Here is a 21,509-nt window from a genome sequence, read left to right as displayed (position 1 = left end):
CATGCGAGCGGTGAGTACGGTCGAGACGGCCGCCACCATCCACCCCTGGGCCATCCACGCCGAGGCGCTGAAGGTACGAGCCGGCCGCCACCTGGCCGTCGACGGGCTCGACCTGAGCCTGGGTACGGGCGTGCACGGCCTGCTGGGGCGCAACGGCGCGGGCAAGACGACGTTGATGCGTGCCCTCGCCACGGTGCTCAAGCCGGCCGGAGGTCGGCTCACCCTGCTCGGCAGTTCCGTCGACGGCCGCGCCGACCTGCGCCAGGCCCGGCGCGCGCTGGGCTACCTCCCGCAGCACTTCGGCTACTACCCGCGGTTCACCGTGCGCGAGTTCGTGTCGTACCTGGCCTGGTTGAAGGAGATGCCGAAGCCCGACATCCCGGCGGCCACACAGCGGGCGATCGACCGCGTCGGGCTCAGCGCCAAGGCCGATGCCCGTCTGCGGACACTCTCCGGCGGGATGCTGCGCCGGGCCGGCGTTGCCCAGGCCATCGTCAACGACCCGCAGGTGCTGCTGCTGGACGAGCCGACCGTCGGCCTCGACCCCGAGCAGCGCCTCGACCTGCGCGAGTTGCTGCGCGACCTGGGTACTGACGCCTGCGTACTGGTCTCCACCCACCTCGTCGAGGACGTGGTAGCCGCCTGCACCGAGGTCGTGCTGATCAACGAGGGCCGGCTGGTGTGGCAGGGCACCCCCGCCGCGCTGGCCGAGCAGGGCGACGAACACCACCCGGGCGACAGCCCCGCCGAACGCGGCTACTCCGCTCTGCTCCGCCGCCACCTCGCGGAGGCCGCCCGATGAGCGTCCTGGGGATCGAACTGCGGCGCTCCGCCGCGGCCGGCGCCGCCCTGATCACGTTGACGGTCGGCGTCGCCGCCCTCTACACCGCCCCGGGACGCTGGTCGCAGGGCTGGATGTCCCTCGCGCTGACCGTGAAGGAGTACATGATCCTGCTGTGGCCGATCGCCCTGGCCGCCGGAGCGTGGCAGGGCCGCCGCGAGCACCGGGCCAAGGTCGGCGAACTGTTCGCCACCACACCCCGGTCCCGTGCCCGCCGGATGCTGCCGGTCCTCGTCGCGATGGGGGCGTCGGCCGGGCTCGCCTTCCTGCTCGTGATCGCCGCAGGCGGCCTGCGGATCGCCTCGACCGCCGCCTACTTCCCGCCGGACGTCGTCGCCATCACGCTTGTCGGCGCGCTCTCCCTCGTCGCGGCGGCCTGGCTCGGCCTGGGCATCGGGCGGCTGCTGCCCACTCTGGTGACCGCTCCCGTGCTCGCCGTGGCCGGCGTGCTGCTGGTCTTCTTCACCGCGATCATGCGACCGGACTGGATGGGCGCGATCCTGTCGCCCGCCTACGGCAGCAGCCCGTTCTACGCGTTCCAGACCATCGACCCGCGGGTCACCGCCGTGCTCGCCCTCTTCATGGGCGGGCTCGCGCTGACCGGCGTACTCCTGCTGGTCGCCGGTGGCCGACGGGCCTCGATCGCCGCCGCGTTGCCGGTGCTGCTCGGCTTCGGCGTCGCGGCGGCGATCGTCCCCCGCGACGAGGCAGCGCTCGTCGCGCCGGTCGACCCCGTCGCCCGCGAACTCGTCTGCACCGACGACGCGCCGAAGGTCTGCGTCACCCGCGTCAACGCGAACGTGCTGGACGCGCTGACCCCACTCGCCCGCCAGGGCCTGGCCGTCCTCGCGAAAATGCCGGACGCCCCCACGCAGGTGTACGAGGACCGGCGGGCCTACCTCATCGAGGACGCGCCCGCCCGCGACACCGACATCGTCACGATCGTCGTCCGGATCGACGACCACGGTGGCCTGGCCCACCCCGACGCCGTGGTCCCCGAGATGGTCTTCGGCCTGGGCACCGGGTACGGCAACCCGGAATGCGAGCGCAACGGCGCTGTCGAACGGGCGGCCGCCTACCACCTGCTCGGCCGCGAGCCGGTCTCCGACGTCGGCGTCATCCCCGAGATGATCGAGGAAGAACCGCAGCTCAACGCCGAGGCGATCACACTGTGGCGGGGCCTGCAGAAGCTAGGAGCACCGGAGGCGATGTCCCGCGTGACTGCGGTACGCGACGCGATCCTGGCCTGCCAGGACCCCACCGGACTGCTGTCGCGATGACCCTGCACCTGCGCGCGCGACGCGTACCCCTGGCGCTGGCCGCCTCCGTCGGCGCCGCCGCCCTGATCTGGGCGCTGTGGCTGACCCTCGCCAAGGAACGCGACGCCATCCTCCTGCTCGTCGTACTGACGGTCATGCTGATGGTGGCGGTCCTGTCGACCACGCTCGCCGCCCCCGACGAAGACCTGGAACGCACCGCCGCACTGCACTGGCCGTGGCGCCGAGCCGTGCATCTGCTGGCCGCACTGGCGCTCGTACTCGTCGTGCTGCTCGCCACCCAGTTCACCGGCGCCCGTTTCGGCCCCGCCGCGCTCGTGATCCGCGACGCCGCCGGCCTGCTCGGTCTGACCGCCCTCTGCGCGACGGTCGTGGGCGCGGCCCGCGCCTGGTTCCTCCCCATGGGCTGGGCGGTCGTTGCCGCCATGTTCCCTCAGCCGGGCACGTGGGGGGCGCTCGCCACCTGGCCGGGCCAGCCCCACACCAGCCGGCCGGCGGCGGCGGTCGCGGTCGTCCTGGCGGTCACGGGCCTTCTGACGTACGCCATCGGTGGAGCCGCCCGGCGCGAATGACCTGCCGACCTGTCCAGTCCGCTACCGGTCGCCGTAGTGGTACCGGCAGGCGATGATCTCGACGTCGTCCTTGGTGATCCGATACACCAGTCGGTGTTCGCGATCGATCCGGCGGGACCAGAAGCCGGAAAGTTCGCCCCTGAGGGGCTCCGGCTTGCCGATGCCCTCGTATTCGTTGCGCATGACGTCCGCGATGAGATCGTTGATGCGCTTGACCAACTTGCGGTCGGTGTGGCTGAGGTACTGGTTCCAGGCCGTCGCGGTGAAGACCAGCCTCACGCGACATCCCGCATGGTGGCCGGATCGATCAGGTCCCGCTCGACCGCATCACCCTTCTCCAGTTCTGCCATCGACCGGCGCAGGGCTGCGGCGTTGGCCGGGTTACGAAGGAGGTACTCGGTTTCCTTCATCGACTCGTACTCGGCGAGCGGCACGATGACCACGGGCTCGTGGCCGGACCGGGTCACCACCACTTCCTCCGCGTCGTTGATGACGCTGTCGAGTTCGGCGGCCAGGTTCTGTCGAAGCTGGGTGAAGTTCACGGTCCGCATGACCACCTCCAAGGCAAGTACAGAAAATTGTACCTGGGGCGGAACGGTCGCGACACGCAGCGGCGAGCCCGGAGGAGGGCTCGTTGACCTGCGGAGGAGTGGGCCGCCAGGGACTCGAACCCTGAACCTATGAATTAAAAGTGCCCAGGCAAGGGCATAATCCCACGAAAGCCCTCTGTCGTCGCGGCATTGGCCTGCGGTCCAAGTAGAAGCAAGGCTGTCCGGTCGTGTCCGCGCTGGTCCAGGTGCCGGTGCGGAGTGCGACGCGGTTGTGTGCGGCCCCCTCGAGGTGAAGTCCGGGGTTTGCCAGTTGGGTCCGTCCTGGATTGGGGACGTCCGAGCACTCAAGGAGCGACCACGGCTATGGCCCATCTGTGGGACGACGGGGCTACACCCGCCTTCTTAGGCCGAACGTCTGACTCCCTGTAGCGCGCCCCGGTGGGGTCGGAGGGGTCGAGGAGGAAATGGGGACGCGGGCTCTGTTCTTCAATGGCAATACTGGTTGCTCATGAAGCACTGGGCGGAGACGTTAAAAACTGTTATCCCACCCGGCCGTGATCGAAATCGACTGTCTTGACTGGGTTGCCTGACGGCGGCGTGGCATGAGCGACGCCGAAGCGGCGGCCATGCCGAGGATCAGCGCAGGGTGTTTACGCCATGCGCGTGTCATTGACGCATGTTGACCCGGATGCCGCCGCGCTTCGACGGGCGGTACGAGCTGACCCTGCCGCGATGCCTTAGTTCCCTGAGTAGTTCATCGGTTCCAGGCAGTTCTTTCAACCTGGGACGGCGACCGAGCTCGGTGAGCGTCTCGTAGTCGCCGCCCAGCGCCCGAAGGATCTGGTGCAACACAGGTAGCTCGATGTCGGGGAGATGGGGTTTCAGCAGGCTCAGGATGTGCTCGGCGGGTGCTTCCGCTTCACATAGCTTGACCAGCAGGTCCACCGTGACTGGGTTGCCCGTGGCCGCCCATTCGCAGAAGGCGACGGCGCCGGGTGTGGACAGCCGGCCGTGTACGTACTCCGGGTTATCGGCGATCGCTCGCTTGACGGCCGAAGTCACACGAGGACTCCGCAAAATCTTCAGTAGGTCGTCGCTTGAAAGTGGAAGCTCGCACACGTAGGACGCGAGTAGTTGCGAGCTCGCGAAGTACTCCTCGCGGACCTCGAACGAACTACCTACCAAGCGCGCATACGCCTCCGGGGTATCGGGCATCAGGTCGGCCTCCAGTAGCGCCGGCAGCAGCCTGAGTCCGCCGCCGGTCACGCGTTCTGGACTCAACTTGCCGGGAAGGTCGAGCTGCTTTATAAGCCGGACCCGCGCCACCGGGTCCAGGTTGTCCGCATGGACCAGCGCGTACCCGAGGCCGTACCTGGAATCCTCCTCCACCTCGTCGGCGTCGGTGAGGTCGTGCCTGCTCAGGATCTTCGCCAGTTCTTCGCTGATGCCGAGCTTCTCGACGAATTGGCTGACGTTCCAGACGGTCGGTGTGAGCCGACTCGCCGCTACCGTCGCGGCCCATGCCGAAGCATCGAGTTCCTCTAGGTCGGCCACCTCGCACCTCTGCGACGCCCCCTCCGCTACCGGTAGCACCGCCGACTCGGCGGCGGCGGCAACGTCATTCAGCACCGATACGAACTCCTCCGGGGCATCGACGGTCACCTCGTGGTCCTCACGGGCATGGAGGTAGCTGTCGAGGTTGCCGAGGACGTGCTGGTAGATGGTCGTGTTGGTTGCCTTCAGCACGTCGAGGGCCAGCATGGTGTTTTCACCGAGTGCCGCGAACAGGTTCGTCCTCGTGACGGGGTACAGGCTGGCCGCCACCACTGCCCTGCGCTGCGCGGTGCCCAGCACCGTCAGGTCGTTGAGCTGAGCGCCGAAACGAGCGACTACGGCGGCCACGTCAGCCGCCTTCGAGGTCTCCGAGGTGCCGGCGAAGGCCCGCATCTCGGCGTAATGCGCCGCTAGGAACTCTGTCACCCGGCCCGAGGAGTCGTAGTCGACATCTAGATCTGCGTGCTGGATAGCGGCGTCGACGAGTGCTACGGCCGCCGCGAGGTTGATTGGGGTGTTCTCGACGAGATGGACGAAGACACCCTTCCAACGAGGAGCCAGCTGGCTGACGAAGACGTCTCCGAACGCGCCGTCCGTTAGGTACGCGTCGATGAACGATGGGCCGGTTCCGGCGCGCATGACGAGATTGTTGAGTGCGGTGTCGAGCCGCTCGGGGTGCGTGGGCAGGTAGTGGTCGAAGACCTCGATGTTGAAGACGCTGTTGCCGTCGAGGAATCGGGCACCCATCTCGGTCTCGACCGTGTCGATGGAGGCAGGCTCGTCGAACCGGAAGCGGGGGTCTGCGCGGTCGGGCTGGACGCAGTGGAGGATGAAGTTCATCGCGCTGACGCTGATGGCGATGCCGTGATAGTCCGAGCAGTACAGAGTGAAGTTCTCATCCATGTAGCCCATCGTGAGCAGATCGTGGGCCAAGGGCGACACGAGGTCGGCGACGATGACGTCTAGGTTGCGATTGGCGTCGTCGTCCCTGGGCATGGCCAGGTCGGGACGGGCCATGAGCTGCGCCATCGTGGCCTTCGCGACAAAGTCTCTCGTCTCCAGCGCCGACCCCGAGGTGCGCCGGAGACCTGCGTCATCGGCTTCTATGGCGGCCTCCAGCGCAGCGGCTTCATCTCCGGCCAGCGCGATCACGTCATCGAACGACAGCTTCACGATGCGGTATCCGGGCTGAATAATTTGCACCCTTTGGCGGGTCTCGTGAAGCGATCTCCAGAAGTCGCCGGACGTAAGGTCCGAGATCAAATACTGCTGCGACTGGTACTGAACGACCAGATCGCCACCAAGACCCGCCGTGCGCTGAACAATCGGTAGCACCTTCTGGAGCCGTTCGCCGGCGACCTTCGCGTGCTTGTCCCACAGGGCGTTGGACCCGATCCGGCCCAGCGCCTCCTTGCTGACCGTGGCTTGGTGCACCGTCTGATACGTGACCATGTCGCGGAAAGCCCGGTAAGCCTCGTCGATTTTGCTCGTGCCGAGTCGGATGGCCTCGAAGTCCTCCAGATGCAGGTTCTTGTAGACCATCATGGCGAACAGTCGGTCCGCAGTGAGGCCCTTGAGGCCCTTCTTTCCCAGGACCGAGACGCGGTAGATCTCGAACTCGTTCCGAATGTTGCGAATTAGGCGCATGTCGGTTAGGTGCCTCGCGACCAGGTTCACCAGCGCGGCCGACGGTCGCTCATCCGATTCGGCGAACTCCGCCGCCAACAAATCCCGCGACGAACGGTGCGTGATGAACGGCACCATCGGCACGACCAGATCGAAGAACTTTGTCCTGTTGGCCGACGGGGCGGTCTCCAGAGCTGATGCGCGAGGCATGGCCGTGCTGTGTTCCGCGTCCGCGTCACCGTCCGGGGCGGCAGCGATTTGGAGTTGCTCGAAGATGCTGTCGCGGACCGCGTAGACGAAACGAACCGGGCGCGACCTAACCTGCTCGGAGTGGTTGAGGACCGTGTTCAGCTCGCGCAGCGTCTCGAAGATGTGCGGATCCCGGAACCGGTCGAGGTCCTCAAAGATCGCGACCTGGGTCTTCGTCCGTTGGAAGAAGTAGACGATCTCGTCGAGATACTCATCGAAAAATGAGTTCTCCTTCGCGCTCAGCTTGACGGCTGCTCCGGCCGCGGAGAAGCTCTCCACCCGTACCTGGCTCCGCAGAGCACGCCACAGCAGGAAACAGATCACGCCCAGGAACACGCCGAGCCCACCGACGATGGCCCATGGCACCCAGTCACGACTGGTGACCAAAGCCTGCGGCCCCATCTTCTCTACACGATCAACCAGTCCGAACAGGACCGCGATCACGAAGAACACCACCGCAACCGCCGCGCCCCCGCACGCAGCCGGCCAGAGCCTGAATGAGTCGATACGGAAGTACCTTGACCCCGGCATGTCCGCGGGTGCCTTTCGGTAGAGCAACTGCTTGACGATCTCCTTCTGAATGAGGTTCGTCAGTGGCGGGAGTGTCCCGTCCTGCTGGATGCGCGCCCGCTTCGTGTCGTCGATGCCCAGGCTTGACAGCGACAGGTTGACCCAGTTGATCTTTCGCTGGTTCAGGCCCGACTGGACGCCGAGGATGACACTGCTCTTTCCGCTGCCGTAGTGCCCCGCAAGCGCAATGTTTGTCGCGGCGTTTGCGGACCTGTCGGCCAGAACCTCGAGGAGGACCGCGGCGTGCCGCCCGTGCAGGTCTTCCTCGAACCGTGGTCCGAGACTCCGAAGGACCGGCACGTCGGGCTGGGATGCGGACTGCCGGAACGGCCACACTCGCGACATGGACGAAATCTTACGATCGAGGTCTGACGTGTCCCCGGCATAAGCCGTCCACCCGAGCGGGGCGGGAGTCAATGCTGCGGCACTTGTCGTCGTTACTCATGCAACCCTCCGATGAAGATCACTTGTTGACGTCACCGCCGAGCAACCGCGGAACCTCCGCTTCTACCCGGTCTGACAGGGCGTTGACCTGCTCCCCTGGCAGTGCACATACCGTTAGTGGTAGGCCGCACATCAGGGTGTCGAGAGTGATTAATCTGTTCGTGGCGCCATCGCCGCGGCGGAGGTGCCGGAGCAGGTCACTGACCATCCCAACGGCACGATCGGGCTCGGCAACCCACATCCACTCCAGCACCGTGCCGAAGGGATCTGGAGGCTGCAAGATCCCGTCCGGCTCCCAATGCTGGAGCATGAACGCGGCCGTCTCCTTGACCAACGCGCCCACCAGGTGAGTGAGAATGCTGTCGGGTACCTCGCGAGGCTGCCCCATAGGCATGAGATCTCCAATCGGTCGTGCGATGTCACGCTGGATCGTTGCCGCCGGGCCTGGGCGGGTTTGCCACTCTGTCGGGCAATGGACAGTCGGTGTGCGGGTACCACGGACAGTCGGAGGATCCCACCCATGGCCGTCGTTCCCATAGACCCCGCTCAGGGGCTGCTCTCGGCAGGCAGTTACCTCGTGATGTCCTGTGACCAGCGCAACGCCCAGCTCGCGGTTTTCGATGAACACTCCTACATGGAGGGCAACATCAGCGAGCCCATCGAAGAGGCAAAGCACGGCGCCCAGCAGGCTGCGCGCTCGGACTCCCGCTCCAATTCCTCGTCGTGCGGGTGTCCACCGCGCAGGGATTCAAGCCGGCGACAGGGGCAGGGCAGTGATCCCGGCGCAGGGCACACACCTGGCCGAGTTCCGGCGTACGGCAGACGCTGGCAACAGTTACACCACCACCATGCGGGTGGAGGCATGGGACGACGAAGGGCTGCACTTGGTTGTCGGGAGGAATGGCCTCGTGTTGGCCCAAGCCATCGAGGGATTCCTCGGTTTGAGGAAGAATGAAGAAACTATTCGGGCCGTGATCCCCGGGGGTGGGTGGCGGGTCCGAGTTAAGAACACCAAAGATACCTGGGAAGAACTCGTCGTGGCGTGAACAATTGACCACGACGGATGGTGACGCCCCTAACGCCGCAGTGGAGCGAGCCCGAAAGGATGGCCCCGATCGCCGGACCAGCCGAGGGTGAAGTTGAACTTCTGCCGCCGCAGGCCGGCGGCGGTGCAGCCGTCAACTGAGGGCATCAGCGAATTTACCGCGCCCTGGACCCAGTGGCGGCAAAGGTGCCCTTACTCGCCTACCGCCTATCGACGGCGAATAGTACGCCGTCCGCGTCCGATATCCCGATAAGGATCACCTTGTCGCTGGCGGGCCGGATCGGCTCGCCAATCGCTGCATGACTTTCGAGATCCCAGAACCGCACGGTGCCGGTTTCGTCGGCCGTCGCCACGATGGTTCGACCGTCAGGTATCGAGCCAGCGGCGACTGCGGTGACTGCTCCTCGCTGCCCTGTATCCAAGGCCGCCAACAACTGACCGTTCTCAAGGTCTCGCACTAAGAGCCTGCCCGTCGAATGACCGGTGATGACCGATGGCCGCTCATCAGACGTGAACACTATTGCCATCGACGTGACGTGGTCGCCCAACTGTAGACGGCCTAGATGTTGGCTTGCGCCTTCATGCAAGGCCCAGTCAAGAATGGTTCTACTGTCGCTGATCGTGCAAAGGACGGTGCGTCTGTCAGGTAGCACGGCTGCGGCAATCGCTGTAACCGGCGAGGTGTTGGCTGGCGGCATCGCAGCAATCTGGCTGCCCGGACCCCAGTTCCACCACTCGAGTGCGCCACCACTGCCGGTCGCGAGCATCACAATGCGACCGCCGGCGACTGCAGCCAGCGTTAGGACTTCGACACGGTGGATCGGCACTTCAGAAGCGCCGCCCGAGTCGGGCGTGGAGCTATTGTCGCGCGGGTTCCAGAGACGGATGGTTCGGTGAGCACCTTTACTGGCTACGAAAATCCCCTGACCGGTTCGATCGACTACAGCTAGATCGTTAGCCGACGCAGCAACCGGTGGAGCAGCCGTGCGGGTCAACTTCAGCCGGTCATTGACATGCCAGACAGAACGCCAGGTCGAACCTCGGTCGCACAGCAGACCGTCCAGCTGAATCTGGTCGCCGTCGTTGAGGTGAGCCCTTCGTAAAGCGTGCCAATGCTGCGCCTTGGCTCGCCCGGCCAACTGAGCATGAAGGAATGCCATGCTCTTGCCGCTGCCAGTTGCGGCCAAAACCTGAACGAGCCCGGACGAGAACGCGGATAGATTCGGACCCTCTTCGGCACTATTAGCCAAGACGAAAGTCCTGCGCTGCAAAGAATCCGAACCAGCGTTGTGGGGCTCTTCGGGAGACGGTCGAGTCGGCAGCACAATCGTTCGTCGTTCCGAACTGTTGTCGAAGCATACGTCGACGATCAAGACGAGTTGCTTAACTGGACTCAATGCCAGTAGGTATCGGAAATCTCGCACGCTGATGGCGTCGACCGTGAACCCGTCAGCGGTGGTGGTGGTGTCCGCGGCGGTCAGGTACACCTCGGACGTTCGGGCATCGCGTATTCCGTGACCGATGTAATAAATGACCAGTGTTTCCCGCGTCTGGGACGCCGCCTCGACGAACGACGACCAAAGACGCTCCCGCGTGGGATTCAGCAGGAGCTCGTTAGTGGCCGGCGAAGGTCCGTCCCCGGAATTATAAAAGATGTCGGCGAGCTGCCTGGCTGGTGTCAAGTCGCGATGGACGACTGGTGTTGCTTCGGTCGTCAGGTAGCTGTCGACGCCAACGAAAAGTGCTCGCCACTCGTCTTGAGGCGCGTCCGGAACGGAGTCGCGCGTGGCTCCGTCGTTGGAGGATGGTGCCGCCGGCTCGCCGGCGGTGGGAGGTGTGCTCACTCCTCCGCCAGCTGGCCCGACTGGGCCGGGCGGACTGGGCCGGGCACCAGCCTCAGGAGGCCCGAAGCCCTCGTCGTCATCACTGTCAGTGTTCGACGACGGGAAGAGGTCCGGCACCCGCTCCGCCATGGCAGCTTCCCACAGCTGGTCAAAACGGTCGCACTGCATGTCCGGATCGGCCATCCGGTCGAGCTTGGCAAGGAACTCGACGATCTTGAGCAGCCGCGGCAAGTGGGGGATCTGAGGCAGCGAGAAGACGTTCTTGACGACGTTCGGACCGCAGTCGCAGGCACGCGCCATGTCGCGGACCGATGGCCATCCGGCGCGGGCATGGAGGCGGTGCAGCTCATGGTTGAGCTGCTTCAATCCTCCGGTCACGCCAGGAGCGCGACTCAGCGCCGCCATGCCACCCCTGAAGGTCAAGGCTCGCCCGCCGGGTGGCAGGCGCGATCAAGCGTAGTGACCTTCGATGTGGTGGTCGAATTGAACGCTTCCTCAGGCTTTCGGTGTACCGGAATGTACCGGGACTCCCCGGGCCGTAACCCACCGGTGGGCGAACGCCCCCGTGCGGTTCGGGACAGTCCATGTTGTCGTCTCCCGTAACGCAGCGTGTCTGCGGGCCTGATGCGGCCGCGAGAATTTTCGTCAGGTCCGGAAGGGTAGAAGGAGGACACGCCGATGATCAACGAGCTTTTCGCTGCGGCGCTGGACGGCATCGTCGAGAACCTGCCCACAGCGCTGATCATGGCCGGGCTGGCAGCAGCAACCATGGTTGCTCGCCGTCGTAGCCGCAGGCGCAACGCGCAACGCAGCGGTGAAGGCTCCGCCTGATCCCGCCGAGCGCTCAGGGCCGTCAACGATTCACCGACGGCCCTGAGCGCTCCACCGGGTGAAGGTGCCGCGTGCGCTTACACCGACCACGCCTGCCAAGGGTCCCGACTTCCGCTCCGCCTCAGCTCCGTTGGTGAGAAGAAACAGGTAGGGCGTGCGCCCCAACTTGCGCGGCTCCAGTTGGACAAGGCGCCTAGGCTGTGTCTTCAAAGGTTCGCAGCCATTGGAGTAGCGCGGCGATGGTGACGGTGGCCTGCAACGAGGTCGAGGTCTTGTCGTAGCGGGTCGCGACGCTGCGGCATTGCTTGAGCCGGTTGAAGCACCGTTCGACGACGTTGCGCTGTTTGTAGAGCTGCTTGTCGAACACCGGTGGCCGGCCGCCGCGGTTGCCGCGTCGGCGGCGGTTGGCCTGCTGGTCGGCGCGTTCAGGGATCGTGTGCCCGATGCCGCGTCGGCGCAGGTCCGCCCGGATGGCCTTGGAGCTGTAGCCCTTGTCAGCGACGACATGGTCCGGGCGGACCCGAGGTCGGCCGGGACCCGGCCGCTCGACCCGGATGGCAGCCAAGACGTGGGTGAAACGGGTGCAGTCGCTGACGTTGCCGCCGGAGAGCACGAACGCCAGAGTCCGACCCCAGCCGTCGCAGGCGAGGTGAATCTTGGTGGTCAGTCCACCTCGACTTCGACCGAGGGCGTGATGGGCAACAGTTCTGGCTCGGCCCGGCCAGGGCCGGACTCACCATCCGACTTTGGGCCGACACCACCGTGGTCCACCTGCTCCTCGACGGCGTCCGACTAAAGACCGTCCCCTCCCGGCTCGCCCCCGCCCACCTGTGCCCAACTCCTCACCGACGGCGGCCACCGCGCCGGGCCACCCCCGGTCACCGTCGGCCCGATCAAGCCGGGGACTCCCATCGAGGTCGACCGCCTCGTCAACCCCATCGGCCTGGTCAGCCTCGCTGGCCGGCAACACCCATCGGCTACCACCTCGCCGGCCGACGCGTCACCATCCGCCTCGACCGGCGTCCTGCGCCTGCTCGACACCGACCGGACCCTGCTACGCAGCCTGCCCAACCCGCTCACCCCAGCCGAGCAGGCACGCAGCCGCGACGCCCGCCCCGCCGGACCTCCACCCACCCCGGCAACCCAGCCACTCCGCGTCGGGGGCCGCGTCAGCAGCCGCGGCGTCCTCGTCATCGCCGGCCAACGCATCCACGTCGGCATCGGCCACGCCGGTCAAACGCTCACTGTCGAAGACGCCGACACCACCTTCCGCGTCCACGACGGCGACCAACTCCTCACCGAAGTCCCCCGCACCACGACCAAGCAGATCGCTAGATTCAAGGTCCGCAAGCCCGAACCACCACGCCACCGCGTGACGCCGACAGGCACTGAATCAGGGCAGGCCCGATGAGAGTTCCCACCCCGTTGACCGGCTGCCGTGTCGACCGAACAGCCTTCGACTACCAGGTCCGGCTCAGCCTCTCCACGCTCGACCCCGACGAGGGCTACCGTGTAGACGCCGAACTGGCCATCGAAACTCCGTTCCTGCTCCGCGACCCGGGCGGGCAATGGCACGAACTTGACCCCGGCACGTGCACCCGCCTGGCACCCGTCCTGGACCTGTTCGGCCAGACCATCAGCAGCGTTGAGATCCACGGCAACGGCGCCCTCCACCTGACCTTCGACAACGGCGCCGAGTTACACATCGGCCCCGATCACCACTACGAGTCCTGGCACCTCACCGGCACGGGAGTCGACCCGATAACCGTCGGCCCAGGCGGGGAAACCGACTGGCAGCCGGCTCCCCAGCCCGAACCACCCCACATCGACTAACGCCCACAACCAAGATCGTCTAGCCGGAAGAGTCACGGATCAAGTGACAGCGATCCGTAACGCATCAAGTGGAGCCCGACAGGGCCCTGGTCGCTGCCCGTCGCAGGGGCGTCAATCGTTCATGGCTCAGTTTGCGGAACCGCTTCGGCAAGCGTGGCGATAAGCGCGCTGTCGGCAGGCATTGGAACAGAAGGCGCGGTCATTCCGAGAGCTCGGATCTACTGGCACCCCGCATCCCAGCCTGGCGCACAGTTTGGGTAGCCGCTCTACCTGAAACGGCATGCGGAATTCACGTCTGATTTCGAGCGCAATATCAGCTGGCGAAACTGGCTCTTCCAGGCGTCGAGCGGCCGACCAGACCAGGCTATGCCGCATGGCCTGTTGCATAATGTATGTGTCAGGATCGATGCCGCCAAACCGCCATTTGTTGTAGTGCCAGCGCTGTCGGCAACGGTCGGAGCAGTACTTCCTGTCTCTCCTGCTTCGCTCAGGGAGCGGAGAGCTGCACATCTGGCATCCACGGTCGTTACCAGGCACTGGCACATCGTAGAGCGTTACGGCTAATCCTGACGGCTGTGAACCTTCGAGGGGTGGTGAGCAGGCATGACGCGCTTGCCCACGGCTGCACACGGCACCGGATAACTGGCTAGCTCCGCTCCCGTCGCCCTCCACGCTTCTTGTGATGGCGCAACGGAAGGAAGCCAATGACTCTGCGGGTCCTATTGATCTTGGCTGTAGGCGCATGTGCAGGAGTTTTCCTGGGCCTCTTCACCTCGGTTCAAGAAGGAATCACTTGTGCTCTTGGTGTGGCCACGCTTCTTCACACAATGATCGAACCTGGACCACCCAAGAAGAGGACAACGTCAGATGCTGAGTCGGTTGACTAGCACGTCGGCGATTTCCCGCATGCTGGTGACGACTACATCTGCTCCGGCCGACTGGAACCTTTCAACCTTGGCTGAACGGTTCGCGTACCCGATCACTCGCACCCCGGCTGCCGCGCCCCTTCGATGTCCGTGAGTGAGTCGCCAACCAGTACACAGGCAGGCGCTCACGGCACCGGCAGAATTGTTGCTTACCACGGCCACGGGAAGGCTGGCCTGCCGGGCCGCCACGATGACTTCTCGGCCGTATGGGGTCGGCGCGGCGGTCGTGATGGCCTGGAGCTCAGCCGCGCACAGGGCGTCGTCTACCGCCTGCGTGGCGTTCTTGTCGCCGGTGGCCCCAATGCGGGGTAGGCCCTCAAGCGGGTCCGGCTCCCTGGCAAGTTCCGACGGGACCTCGGTGCCGGTCCGGTGCAACATCCCGACCAGTTCCGCGCTGATGAGCAACGGTGTGGAGCCCCAGGAGGTGCAGAAGGCGCTACGGCACGCCAACCTGCGGATCACGCTGGAGACCTACGTGCACTGGCTGCCGAAGAGGGACCGTCCGCGTGGTCTGGTAGGTGACCTGCTGCGACATGCGGGCGGCACGCGGCCGGAGTCTCCCACCAATCAAGATCGAGACTGAGTTGTGCCCTCGTTGTGCCCGATGATCTTCTCTTGGCATTCTTGCAGCTCAGAGGCGGTAGATGGTGGGCCGCCAGGGACTCGAACCCTGAACCTATGGATTGCCGGTGTCCCGGTCTTCTGCGGTGTGGTTCGAGGTCAATCCGGGCTGCTGGCGTGCGTCTCGGCCGGGTTCGGCTGGCATGGTTGCTGTGCTTCGCTGCTGTACTGCTGGCGTCAGACGAGGCGCTGGATGCGGACCTTCGGGTGCTCGTTCCTGAGGTGGCCGTGCTTGTGTTGGCGGACCTGCTCGTCCCAGACCTCCTGGTCGTAGTCCGGGTTCGGTGGGATCCACTTGTGGGAGCCGTCGCTGTAGTGGAACTTCTCGTCACCCGGCCGCAGGATGCTCAACGGGTCCAGCCGACGAATCGGTGGTGGAGGTGGCCGGCGGGGACATGGGCCAGGTCCTGGGCGGCGTCGACGAGCTGGGCGGCCAGGTAAAGGGCCAGGGATACGGGGGCGGGGTCATACTCCGCTTGCAACTCCCGTCGCCGCGTCTGGCAGGGCCAGTCGGCACCGCAGCCGCCGCACCTCCAGCTAGGGGTGATCGGAAGGTGGGTCGTCATCGTGGCGCATCCTGGCTCGGCCAGTGGCCGCGGTTGATCGGGATGGGATGACGGCTTCGGCAGGGTAGGTCGCTTCCGCAGCGGCAGATGCGACGCCAGTGCTGCCATGACCAGACGGGTCGGTGTCGGCGGGCGAGGGTGAGCGCCACCGCCAGGACGTACTCGTCGTAGGAGACGCGCCGCCGGCTGTTGTCCTGCCTCGGGTTGAACCCGCTATCGGACACGGCACCTGCAGTCGGATCAGTTGCATCGTTCGGCCTGGTCATCACGCCTCCCGCCGACGCTTGGGGTTCCGTGGGCGCCCGGCCAGCCGTGTCCAGAGACAGGGCACCCACGGCAGGACGACCCGGCCGCCAAGCTGGGTAGCCCTACGAGCAACTTAGGACGCAATGTGCGCAGGGTCAACAGCTACGACACATAGCGTTGTAAGTCGAGCCCGCGATGTGGTCTGCTTGCACCAGCCGCCAAGCTGGGAGCACCACCTATGTCTGAAGCCGCCTACCTACAGGTAGCCCGGGATATCCGCGAGCAGGTCAGCTCCGGCCAGTTGAAGCCGGGCGACAAGCTGCCCTCGTTCTCCGCCCTCTGCGAGCACTACAAGGTCAGCAACACCGTCATCCGGGCCGCCATGCTGGTGCTCAAGGCCGAAGGGCTGATCGACGGCCGGCAGGGCAAGGGCGTCTACGTCTCCGACCCGCTGCCCCGATAAACCCGGGCGCGACACCTCGCTTACAAGCTCTGTGCAGGCAGTCCGGAGGGGTCCGCCCTCGTCCGCGACCTCGGACAGCTGTGCAGGGCCGGCGGCCGATGGCCACCCCAATCCGGGCCAGGTGCTGTCGACAGCTCCGCACAGTTTCACCTGAGCGTCACCAGCCCATGTCTCGACTTACCTCTGCCTTCGCCGCCTCGATCTCGTCGTGCGAGGCTCCCGCCGCGTCCGTCTCATTCAGGCGGGTCAGGAGGTCCATCAAAGCCTGCTTCTGAGCCGGATGACTGATCGGCACCGCGTTCAGGTCGACGTCCTGAAGCCAGTCAAACAGAACAAGGGCATCGGCTCGCCAGAGAATTAGGGTGACCTTTGGAAGATCGTCCTGCACGCCAGAAGTATCCGGCGTGCAGGTCGACTCGTCCGTCGCCCACCAGGCCGGCCGTCCTGACGCGGGGGCGGACCTGCTGTTCCTTAGGCGCTGCCGGTCGTCGCTGGTCGTCATCGGTCGACGCTAGACGGCCGGGCGACGGCCCAGACAGCCCATGGACGACCCAGATGCGCAGTCAATTTGATGGTTGACGCATGCCGGGGGAGTCGGTAGATCATCTGGCGTGATTGATCAATCAGGACAGGGCCAAGCGGAGCGGCGGGCAGCCGTCCGTGCCTACCGGCAGGTGCCTGCGGCTGTGCGTCGCGACGTCATCCGGTACTCCAACAAGAGACGCTCCCACCCGGATCCTCAGGTCGCTGCGGCCGCCGAACAGTGGGCACGGGCGGTTCTCCGGCCCGCCTGGTGGAACCGGATCCCACCCTTCGTGTTACCGCTGTTGAGCGTGGTGCTCATCGCCGGTGGATTGACCTCTGGGGGTTTTTCCCTTGCCTGGTGGTGCGGGGTAGGAGGTTTCGTAGCTCTCGTTTTCGGCCTCGTATCGTGGAATCAACGGCAGGCGGCCAAGCAGATACTCGAGTCGTCAAACGACGTGACGCGACCCTGAGCTGGAGCGGGGTCCTCAAGCTGAAGCGTTCCCAACTCCTGGATAACAGTTGCTCAGGCATGAGCGAGCTGAGCGGTCCGGTTCAGAGGTTGAAGCGGAACTTAGAGCCCTGATCGGACTACCAGCGAGAACGGCGCTCCACGACTGCTTGGACGCCGTCCGACGCTGCAATGACTCCTTATCGGGTGACAAAATTTGACGATGTCTTGTGCCCCCTGGGTGCCCCAGACCGCCGCCGCTGCCGGCTCCGGAAGTTAGGCGACTGCTCCTCCATTGCCGGGCCGGAGCCGGTTCCACTGCGGGTCGAAGCAGATCAACCCTTGCTCTGCCGCCATCCTGGCCGCCTCGGCCGATACCTCCTCGCACATGCTGTATCTCATCGCGAAGTAGATGATGGGCCCAGAGGCGTTACCGATCATGGGGCCGTCGGACCACGGGCTGACGTCCTCCTCGTCCTCGGTCATGTCGATCCACCGCTCAAGGAGCGCATCGACGTAGGCCCGGATACGCGGTGTCGGAGGTGTCTCATCCTCCGTGTCGATGTACTTGCGGTACAGCTGCTGGAAGACCCGACCGCCCTCGCCATCGTCCGTGGGCTCGTCGCCTTCCCACACCGCCAAGTCGTAACTCACGCGGGGAGTGTGCCAGTACGCGGATGCCAGAGGAGCCTCGGCTGGTCGTTGCGTCCGGCCTGGACGCCGTCAGCGCCGCTACCCCAGGGACTTGAACCCTTAAACCGAGACGTGACGGAGAAGCCTGCTAAGACGGACGTACCGAAGCGCTGGTCTGGCCTGTATCCCTCGGCAACTCTGAGCGCACACGGTTTAGGAAGGGTCTAGCGTCAACCTAGGCAGGTTGTCGCCTACCAGGGCCGCTGCCGGACATCTGCACCGTGGCGCTGAACCGTCGCCGTGCCGCGCAGACCGCAGCCCGGGATGCCGCAGGCCCGGCCTGGCAGCCGCCCGACCTGATCTTCACCACCCGCTATGGCCGGCCGGTCGAGCCGCGCAACTTCAACCGCTTCTGGGACCGGCGCTGCGACCGCGGCAGGAGTCCGGCGGATCACCGTCAGGGACGCCCGGCGGACTTGCGCCTCGCTTCTGGCGGACCTGGACGTGCACCCCCGGGTGGCGATGCAGATCCTCCGGCACGCCCAGTTCGCCATCACCATGGAGATCTACACGGTGGTCTCGTCGGCAGCCACCCGCGACACCCTCAAGCGGCTCGGCAATGCCCTGGACCGGTAAGACCTACTGCTGTACTTCGCTGCGGTACGAGCCGTGCTGACAAAGTCAGCGACCCCGCAAAGGGCCGCTGAGCTGGAACGGAGTGGGCCGCCAGGGACTCGAACCCTGAACCTATGGATTAAAAGTCCACAGCTCTGCCATTGAGCTAGCGGCCCGCGCGCTCAGGTTACCTGACAGTCAGCGTCACTGACTCTCGGCTTCCAGTCGGCCGTCGATGCCTGGTGAGCCCACGTGATCAACACCAGGTCGGCGATGTGGTGGTGTCCGGGGCGGTGGATGCCGCCAGGTCGGGGATGTGGAGTGGATCAAGCGGGCCCAGCGTGCATGGCGGGGGACGGCTGGGGAATGGGGACGGGCATGAGCGCGAGCGGCAGCCCGGCGGTGGCGGCCTCCGGGGAGGAGATCGGGCCGGACGGCGTACGTCAGCCGGGCGGGGAGGTGCACGCGTGGCTGCCCGGCCAGAACCAGACCGTCTGCGGTCTGGCGCTCAGCCGGACCCGGCTGCGCCGCTTTCCGCACGTGCGCTTCGACTACCTGGGCACCGACGTGCTCACCGAGGCGGACGCGGTGGGCTGGATCTGCCCGCGTTGCCTGGCGGCCACCCTCGGCCGCCGTGGCAAGGAGAAGCACGGCTGGGTGCGCGACTCGCCACGTCCTTGATCGACTCGGGTTCAGGGAAGTCGGGCTGTTCCGCCCACGCCGATACCCCGACGTGCAGGAAGCCGAGTCGATCACGGGCGCGGCGCGCGGCGGCGGTTGACCGGCTGCTGGACGGGTACGGGGTCGGGCATGCGGATCGTGGTGGTGGGGGCGAGTGGCAACGTCGGCACGGCGGTGCTGCGGCGGCTGCGCCGGGAGCGCGGCGTGGAGCTGGCCGGGGTCGTCCGGCGGTTGCCCGGCCCGGATTCCGGTACGCCGTACGAGCAGGTGGAGTGGCACTCCTGCGACATCGGTGCGCCGGGCGGGGTGGGCCAGCTCACCGAGATCTTCGCGGGTGCGGACGCGGTGGTGCACCTGGCCTGGCAGATCCAGCCTAGTCACGACCAGCGGTTGCTGCGCCGGACGAACGTCGACGGCAGCCGGGCGGTGTTCGAGGCGGTGGCGCGGGCCGGGGTGCCCGCTCTGGTGTACGCCTCGTCGGTCGGCACGTACGCGCCCGGCCCGAAGGACCATCCGATCAGCGAGCGGTGGCCGGCGACCGGAGTCTCCGGCTCGTCGTACAGCGAGCACAAGGCCGAGGTCGAGGCGCTGCTGGACGGGCTGGAACGGGAGCACCCGGCGCTGCGGGTGGTTCGGCTGCGGCCCGGTCTGATCTTCCAGCGGGACGCAGGTACGGAGATCACACGCTACTTTCTCGGCCCGTTCGCGCCGGTGCGGCTGCTGCGCTTCGGCCGGATCCCCCTCGTACCGACGAACCGACGGCTGCGGATGCAGGCGGTCCACGCCGACGATGTGGCTGACGCGTACGCCCGGGCGGTTCTGGGTGATGCGCGCGGCGCGTTCAACGTCGCCGCGGACCCGGTGCTGACCCCGGAGCTGGTGGCTCGGCACTTCCACGGCTGGACGGTGCCGGTCGCCGCACCGGTGCTGCGGGTGGCGGCCGCGCTGACCTGGCGGGCGCGGTTGCAGCCGGTGGACGCGGGCTGGGTCGAGTTGGGCCTGAACGCGCCGCTGATGTCCAGCGAGCGGGCCGAGACCGAGCTGGGTTGGATACCCAGGATCGATGCGCTGACCGCGCTCAAGGAGCTGTTCGCCGGCATGGCCGGTGGCGACCACACGGCCAGCCCGCCGCTCTCGGCGGCGCGGACCCTGCCCGGCCGCCCCGGCGGCCTCCTGCACGCCCACCCGCCGGGCGAGAAGAACCCCTACTGACGCGGTGATCAAGAGCTTTGAGTCGCAAAACCCGGCCTTGGTGACCCAAAGCTCTTGATCACCCACGGCAGGCGGCGGGACCACAGACCGGCGGTCAGGCGGGCTTGGGGCCGATCACCTCGGGGTTGCGGGCGCCCAGGAAGAAGATGCCGCGGTAGCCGGGGGTCTCGAACTTGCCGCTGGGATTGCGGCGCAGCGTCGAGTTTTCGATCTTCATCGTGCCGGTGCGGTTGTTGCTGACGAAGAAGATCGCGCCGCCGCCCTCGTTGGCCTTGTTGTTCTCGATGACGCTGCCGGCGATCCGTACGGTGAACTCGTTGCCGTCGCAGTAGATCGCGCCGCCGCTGCCGCCGCCGGGCGTGCCGGACTTGGCCGGGTTGGCGCCGCTGCCGATCGCCTCGTTGTTCCGCAGCAGGCTGTTCAGCACCACCCAGGACACGCCGATGCTGCTCAGCGCCCCTCCGTTCGAGCAGGAACCGCCGTCGAAGGTGCTGCTCACGACGTACACCGGCTTGTTCTCGTACTGGCTCAGCACTCGGACTGCCGCGCCCCCCAGGTCGGGGCCGGTACGGTCGCAGCGGTTGTGGACGAAGCGCGAGTTGACCACCTTGAACCGCCCGCCGCGGACGAAGATCGCGCCCCCGCCGCCGCCCTCGGTCCGGTCGCCGGTGGAGTTGCCGTCGGCGAAGGTCAGGTTCTGCACGGTGAGCTGTGGGTGGTCCTGGTTCTGGCAGTGCGAGGTGGTGAAGCCCTGGGCCTCGTCGCAGGTGTTCATGTAGAGGATGCGGCGCTGCCCCTGGCCGCTCAGCGTGACCCGGCCGCCGCCGTCGAGCACGATCTTCGGCCCGTTGGCGTTGCGGACCTTCGCGGTGGCGGCCATCTTGATCGTCACGGGGGCCGGTCCACAGTTGAACGTGATGACGCCCCCGGCGGCCACGGCCTTCACCACCGCCGCCGAGGTGCAGCTCGCCGGGGTGCCGGTGCCGATGGTGCGGGTCGGCTTCGACGTGTCCACCGCGCGGGCCTCGGTCGGCACGCTGGCGTGGCCGTTCGTGTTGCCGGCCGCCAGCGCCTTGGCGGCCGGGGCGGTCGGCTTCGGGCTCGCGCTGGCTCCGGGGCCGCCGAGACCGTCCCGGCCCGCCGGTGCGACACCCTGGTCGCCAGTCGCGAGGGCGTCCGGCGTGGCCTGAGGGGTGGCCGACGTGCCGGCCGGAGCCGGATCGGTGGACCCGCAGGCGGGCAGGGTAGCGGTGGCGACACCGAGGACGAGCAGAGCGGCAAGCGACGTCATGCGCACCCGGGTGATGCTAGGAGCCGCGACGGCGTCACCACTAAT

The 21,509-nt window shown here is 66.4% G+C and carries 20 protein-coding genes, 1 tRNA gene and 3 pseudogenes; 10 read left to right on the top strand and 14 right to left on the bottom strand.

All coding sequences use genetic code 11. The features are described 5' to 3' along the window. Position 1 precedes the first annotated feature (1 nt). From AB0B39_RS05840 to AB0B39_RS05830, 3 genes are read left to right on the top strand one after another with little or no spacing between them, the layout of a single operon-like run. A complete protein-coding gene (locus AB0B39_RS05840) occupies positions 2-802 on the top strand; it encodes an ATP-binding cassette domain-containing protein (RefSeq protein ID WP_234588531.1) in 801 nt (266 codons plus the stop codon). Beyond that, positions 799-2,121: a hypothetical protein gene (locus AB0B39_RS05835; RefSeq protein ID WP_357573604.1), complete on the top strand. Its 1,323-nt coding sequence runs from the start codon at positions 799-801 to the stop codon at positions 2,119-2,121. Before AB0B39_RS05840 ends, AB0B39_RS05835 begins: the two co-directional genes overlap by 4 nt. Then, a complete protein-coding gene (locus tag AB0B39_RS05830) occupies positions 2,118-2,690 on the top strand; it encodes a hypothetical protein (protein ID WP_357573603.1) in 573 nt (190 codons plus the stop codon). Before AB0B39_RS05835 ends, AB0B39_RS05830 begins: the two co-directional genes overlap by 4 nt. Positions 2,691-2,711: 21 nt before the next feature. Here AB0B39_RS05830 and AB0B39_RS05825 read toward each other — a convergent pair whose 3' ends face one another. From AB0B39_RS05825 to AB0B39_RS05805, 5 genes are all read right to left on the bottom strand, one after another. Then, positions 2,712-2,969 carry a Txe/YoeB family addiction module toxin gene (locus AB0B39_RS05825; RefSeq protein WP_208569020.1) on the bottom strand — a complete coding sequence of 86 codons (258 nt, stop codon included), beginning with the start codon at positions 2,967-2,969 and terminating at the stop codon, positions 2,712-2,714. Further along, positions 2,966-3,241, bottom strand: a complete 276-nt coding sequence (locus tag AB0B39_RS05820; RefSeq protein WP_357573602.1) for a type II toxin-antitoxin system prevent-host-death family antitoxin — start codon at positions 3,239-3,241, stop codon at positions 2,966-2,968. The genes AB0B39_RS05825 and AB0B39_RS05820 overlap by 4 nt, the downstream gene beginning before the upstream one ends. Before the next feature lie 666 nt (positions 3,242-3,907). Further along, positions 3,908-7,585 (bottom strand): hypothetical protein, encoded by a 3,678-nt coding sequence (locus tag AB0B39_RS05815; RefSeq protein ID WP_357573601.1) that lies wholly within the window; start codon positions 7,583-7,585, stop codon positions 3,908-3,910. Positions 7,586-7,703: 118 nt separating this feature from the next. Continuing rightward, complete coding sequence (locus tag AB0B39_RS05810; RefSeq protein ID WP_357573600.1) at positions 7,704-8,027, bottom strand: hypothetical protein; 324 nt, start codon at positions 8,025-8,027, stop codon at positions 7,704-7,706. Positions 8,028-8,929: 902 nt separating this feature from the next. Next, positions 8,930-10,978 carry a WD40 repeat domain-containing protein gene (locus AB0B39_RS05805; protein ID WP_357573599.1) on the bottom strand — a complete coding sequence of 683 codons (2,049 nt, stop codon included), beginning with the start codon at positions 10,976-10,978 and terminating at the stop codon, positions 8,930-8,932. A 273-nt stretch (positions 10,979-11,251) separates the two neighbouring features. Between AB0B39_RS05805 and AB0B39_RS05800 the strand changes: the two genes are divergently transcribed. Continuing rightward, entirely contained in the window at positions 11,252-11,404 is a 153-nt protein-coding gene (locus AB0B39_RS05800) for a hypothetical protein (protein ID WP_357573598.1), read from the top strand. Between the two features lie 193 nt (positions 11,405-11,597). On the opposite strand, the pseudogene AB0B39_RS05795 reads toward AB0B39_RS05800, so the two are convergent. Further along, positions 11,598-12,095 (bottom strand): annotated as a pseudogene (locus AB0B39_RS05795) (IS5 family transposase); the annotation flags it as partial. A 363-nt stretch (positions 12,096-12,458) separates the two neighbouring features. Then, the gene (locus AB0B39_RS05790) at positions 12,459-12,773 is read right to left on the bottom strand and encodes a hypothetical protein (RefSeq protein ID WP_357573597.1); all 315 of its coding nucleotides are present in this window, start codon (positions 12,771-12,773) and stop codon (positions 12,459-12,461) included. Positions 12,774-12,829: 56 nt separating this feature from the next. Here AB0B39_RS05790 and AB0B39_RS05785 point away from each other — a divergent pair, with 56 nt between their 5' ends. Next, the gene (locus AB0B39_RS05785) at positions 12,830-13,237 is read left to right on the top strand and encodes a DUF6188 family protein (RefSeq protein ID WP_357573596.1); all 408 of its coding nucleotides are present in this window, start codon (positions 12,830-12,832) and stop codon (positions 13,235-13,237) included. 863 nt (positions 13,238-14,100) lie between these two features. Here AB0B39_RS05785 and AB0B39_RS05780 read toward each other — a convergent pair. Continuing rightward, a pseudogene (locus AB0B39_RS05780) lies at positions 14,101-14,562 on the bottom strand (HAD hydrolase-like protein); the annotation flags it as partial. On the opposite strand from AB0B39_RS05780, the gene AB0B39_RS05775 reads away from it, so the two are divergent. Next, positions 14,561-14,746 carry a hypothetical protein gene (locus tag AB0B39_RS05775; RefSeq protein WP_357573595.1) on the top strand — a complete coding sequence of 62 codons (186 nt, stop codon included), beginning with the start codon at positions 14,561-14,563 and terminating at the stop codon, positions 14,744-14,746. The pseudogene AB0B39_RS05780 and the gene AB0B39_RS05775 overlap by 2 nt on opposite strands. A gap of 215 nt (positions 14,747-14,961) precedes the next feature. Here the strand turns inward: AB0B39_RS05775 and AB0B39_RS05770 are convergent, their stop codons facing one another. Together AB0B39_RS05770 and AB0B39_RS05765 are read right to left on the bottom strand one after the other, a co-directional pair. Next, entirely contained in the window at positions 14,962-15,135 is a 174-nt protein-coding gene (locus tag AB0B39_RS05770) for a hypothetical protein (RefSeq protein ID WP_357573594.1), read from the bottom strand. Continuing rightward, on the bottom strand, positions 15,132-15,350 hold the full coding sequence (locus tag AB0B39_RS05765) for a flavin reductase (protein WP_357573593.1): 219 nt from the start codon (positions 15,348-15,350) through the stop codon (positions 15,132-15,134). Before AB0B39_RS05765 ends, AB0B39_RS05770 begins: the two co-directional genes overlap by 4 nt. A gap of 484 nt (positions 15,351-15,834) precedes the next feature. On the opposite strand from AB0B39_RS05765, the gene AB0B39_RS05760 reads away from it, so the two are divergent. After that, positions 15,835-16,059, top strand: coding sequence for a winged helix-turn-helix domain-containing protein (locus AB0B39_RS05760; RefSeq protein WP_357573592.1), 225 nt, complete (start codon positions 15,835-15,837; stop codon positions 16,057-16,059). Between the two features lie 157 nt (positions 16,060-16,216). Here AB0B39_RS05760 and AB0B39_RS05755 read toward each other — a convergent pair whose 3' ends face one another. Further along, complete coding sequence (locus AB0B39_RS05755; protein ID WP_357573591.1) at positions 16,217-16,561, bottom strand: hypothetical protein; 345 nt, start codon at positions 16,559-16,561, stop codon at positions 16,217-16,219. A gap of 747 nt (positions 16,562-17,308) precedes the next feature. After that, on the bottom strand, positions 17,309-17,686 hold the full coding sequence (locus tag AB0B39_RS05750) for a hypothetical protein (RefSeq protein ID WP_357573590.1): 378 nt from the start codon (positions 17,684-17,686) through the stop codon (positions 17,309-17,311). A 239-nt stretch (positions 17,687-17,925) separates the two neighbouring features. On the opposite strand from AB0B39_RS05750, the pseudogene AB0B39_RS05745 reads away from it, so the two are divergent. Further along, positions 17,926-18,301 (top strand): annotated as a pseudogene (locus tag AB0B39_RS05745) (tyrosine-type recombinase/integrase); the annotation flags it as partial. A gap of 83 nt (positions 18,302-18,384) precedes the next feature. Here the strand turns inward: AB0B39_RS05745 and AB0B39_RS05740 are convergent. Further along, positions 18,385-18,456: transfer RNA gene (locus AB0B39_RS05740), tRNA-Lys, on the bottom strand. Positions 18,457-18,658: 202 nt separating this feature from the next. Here AB0B39_RS05740 and AB0B39_RS05735 point away from each other — a divergent pair. Together AB0B39_RS05735 and AB0B39_RS05730 are read left to right on the top strand one after the other, a co-directional pair. Further along, positions 18,659-18,961, top strand: a complete 303-nt coding sequence (locus AB0B39_RS05735; RefSeq protein WP_357573589.1) for a hypothetical protein — start codon at positions 18,659-18,661, stop codon at positions 18,959-18,961. Positions 18,962-19,090: 129 nt separating this feature from the next. Continuing rightward, positions 19,091-20,173 carry an NAD-dependent epimerase/dehydratase family protein gene (locus AB0B39_RS05730; protein WP_357573588.1) on the top strand — a complete coding sequence of 361 codons (1,083 nt, stop codon included), beginning with the start codon at positions 19,091-19,093 and terminating at the stop codon, positions 20,171-20,173. 94 nt (positions 20,174-20,267) lie between these two features. Here AB0B39_RS05730 and AB0B39_RS05725 read toward each other — a convergent pair whose 3' ends face one another. Then, positions 20,268-21,464 (bottom strand): hypothetical protein, encoded by a 1,197-nt coding sequence (locus AB0B39_RS05725; protein WP_357573781.1) that lies wholly within the window; start codon positions 21,462-21,464, stop codon positions 20,268-20,270. Between the last annotated feature and the right edge of the window lie 45 nt (positions 21,465-21,509).

This window comes from Micromonospora sp. NPDC049114, from assembly GCF_040648635.1.
GTDB lineage: Bacteria > Actinomycetota > Actinomycetes > Mycobacteriales > Micromonosporaceae > Micromonospora.
This window is presented reverse-complemented; position numbering and strand designations above follow the sequence as displayed.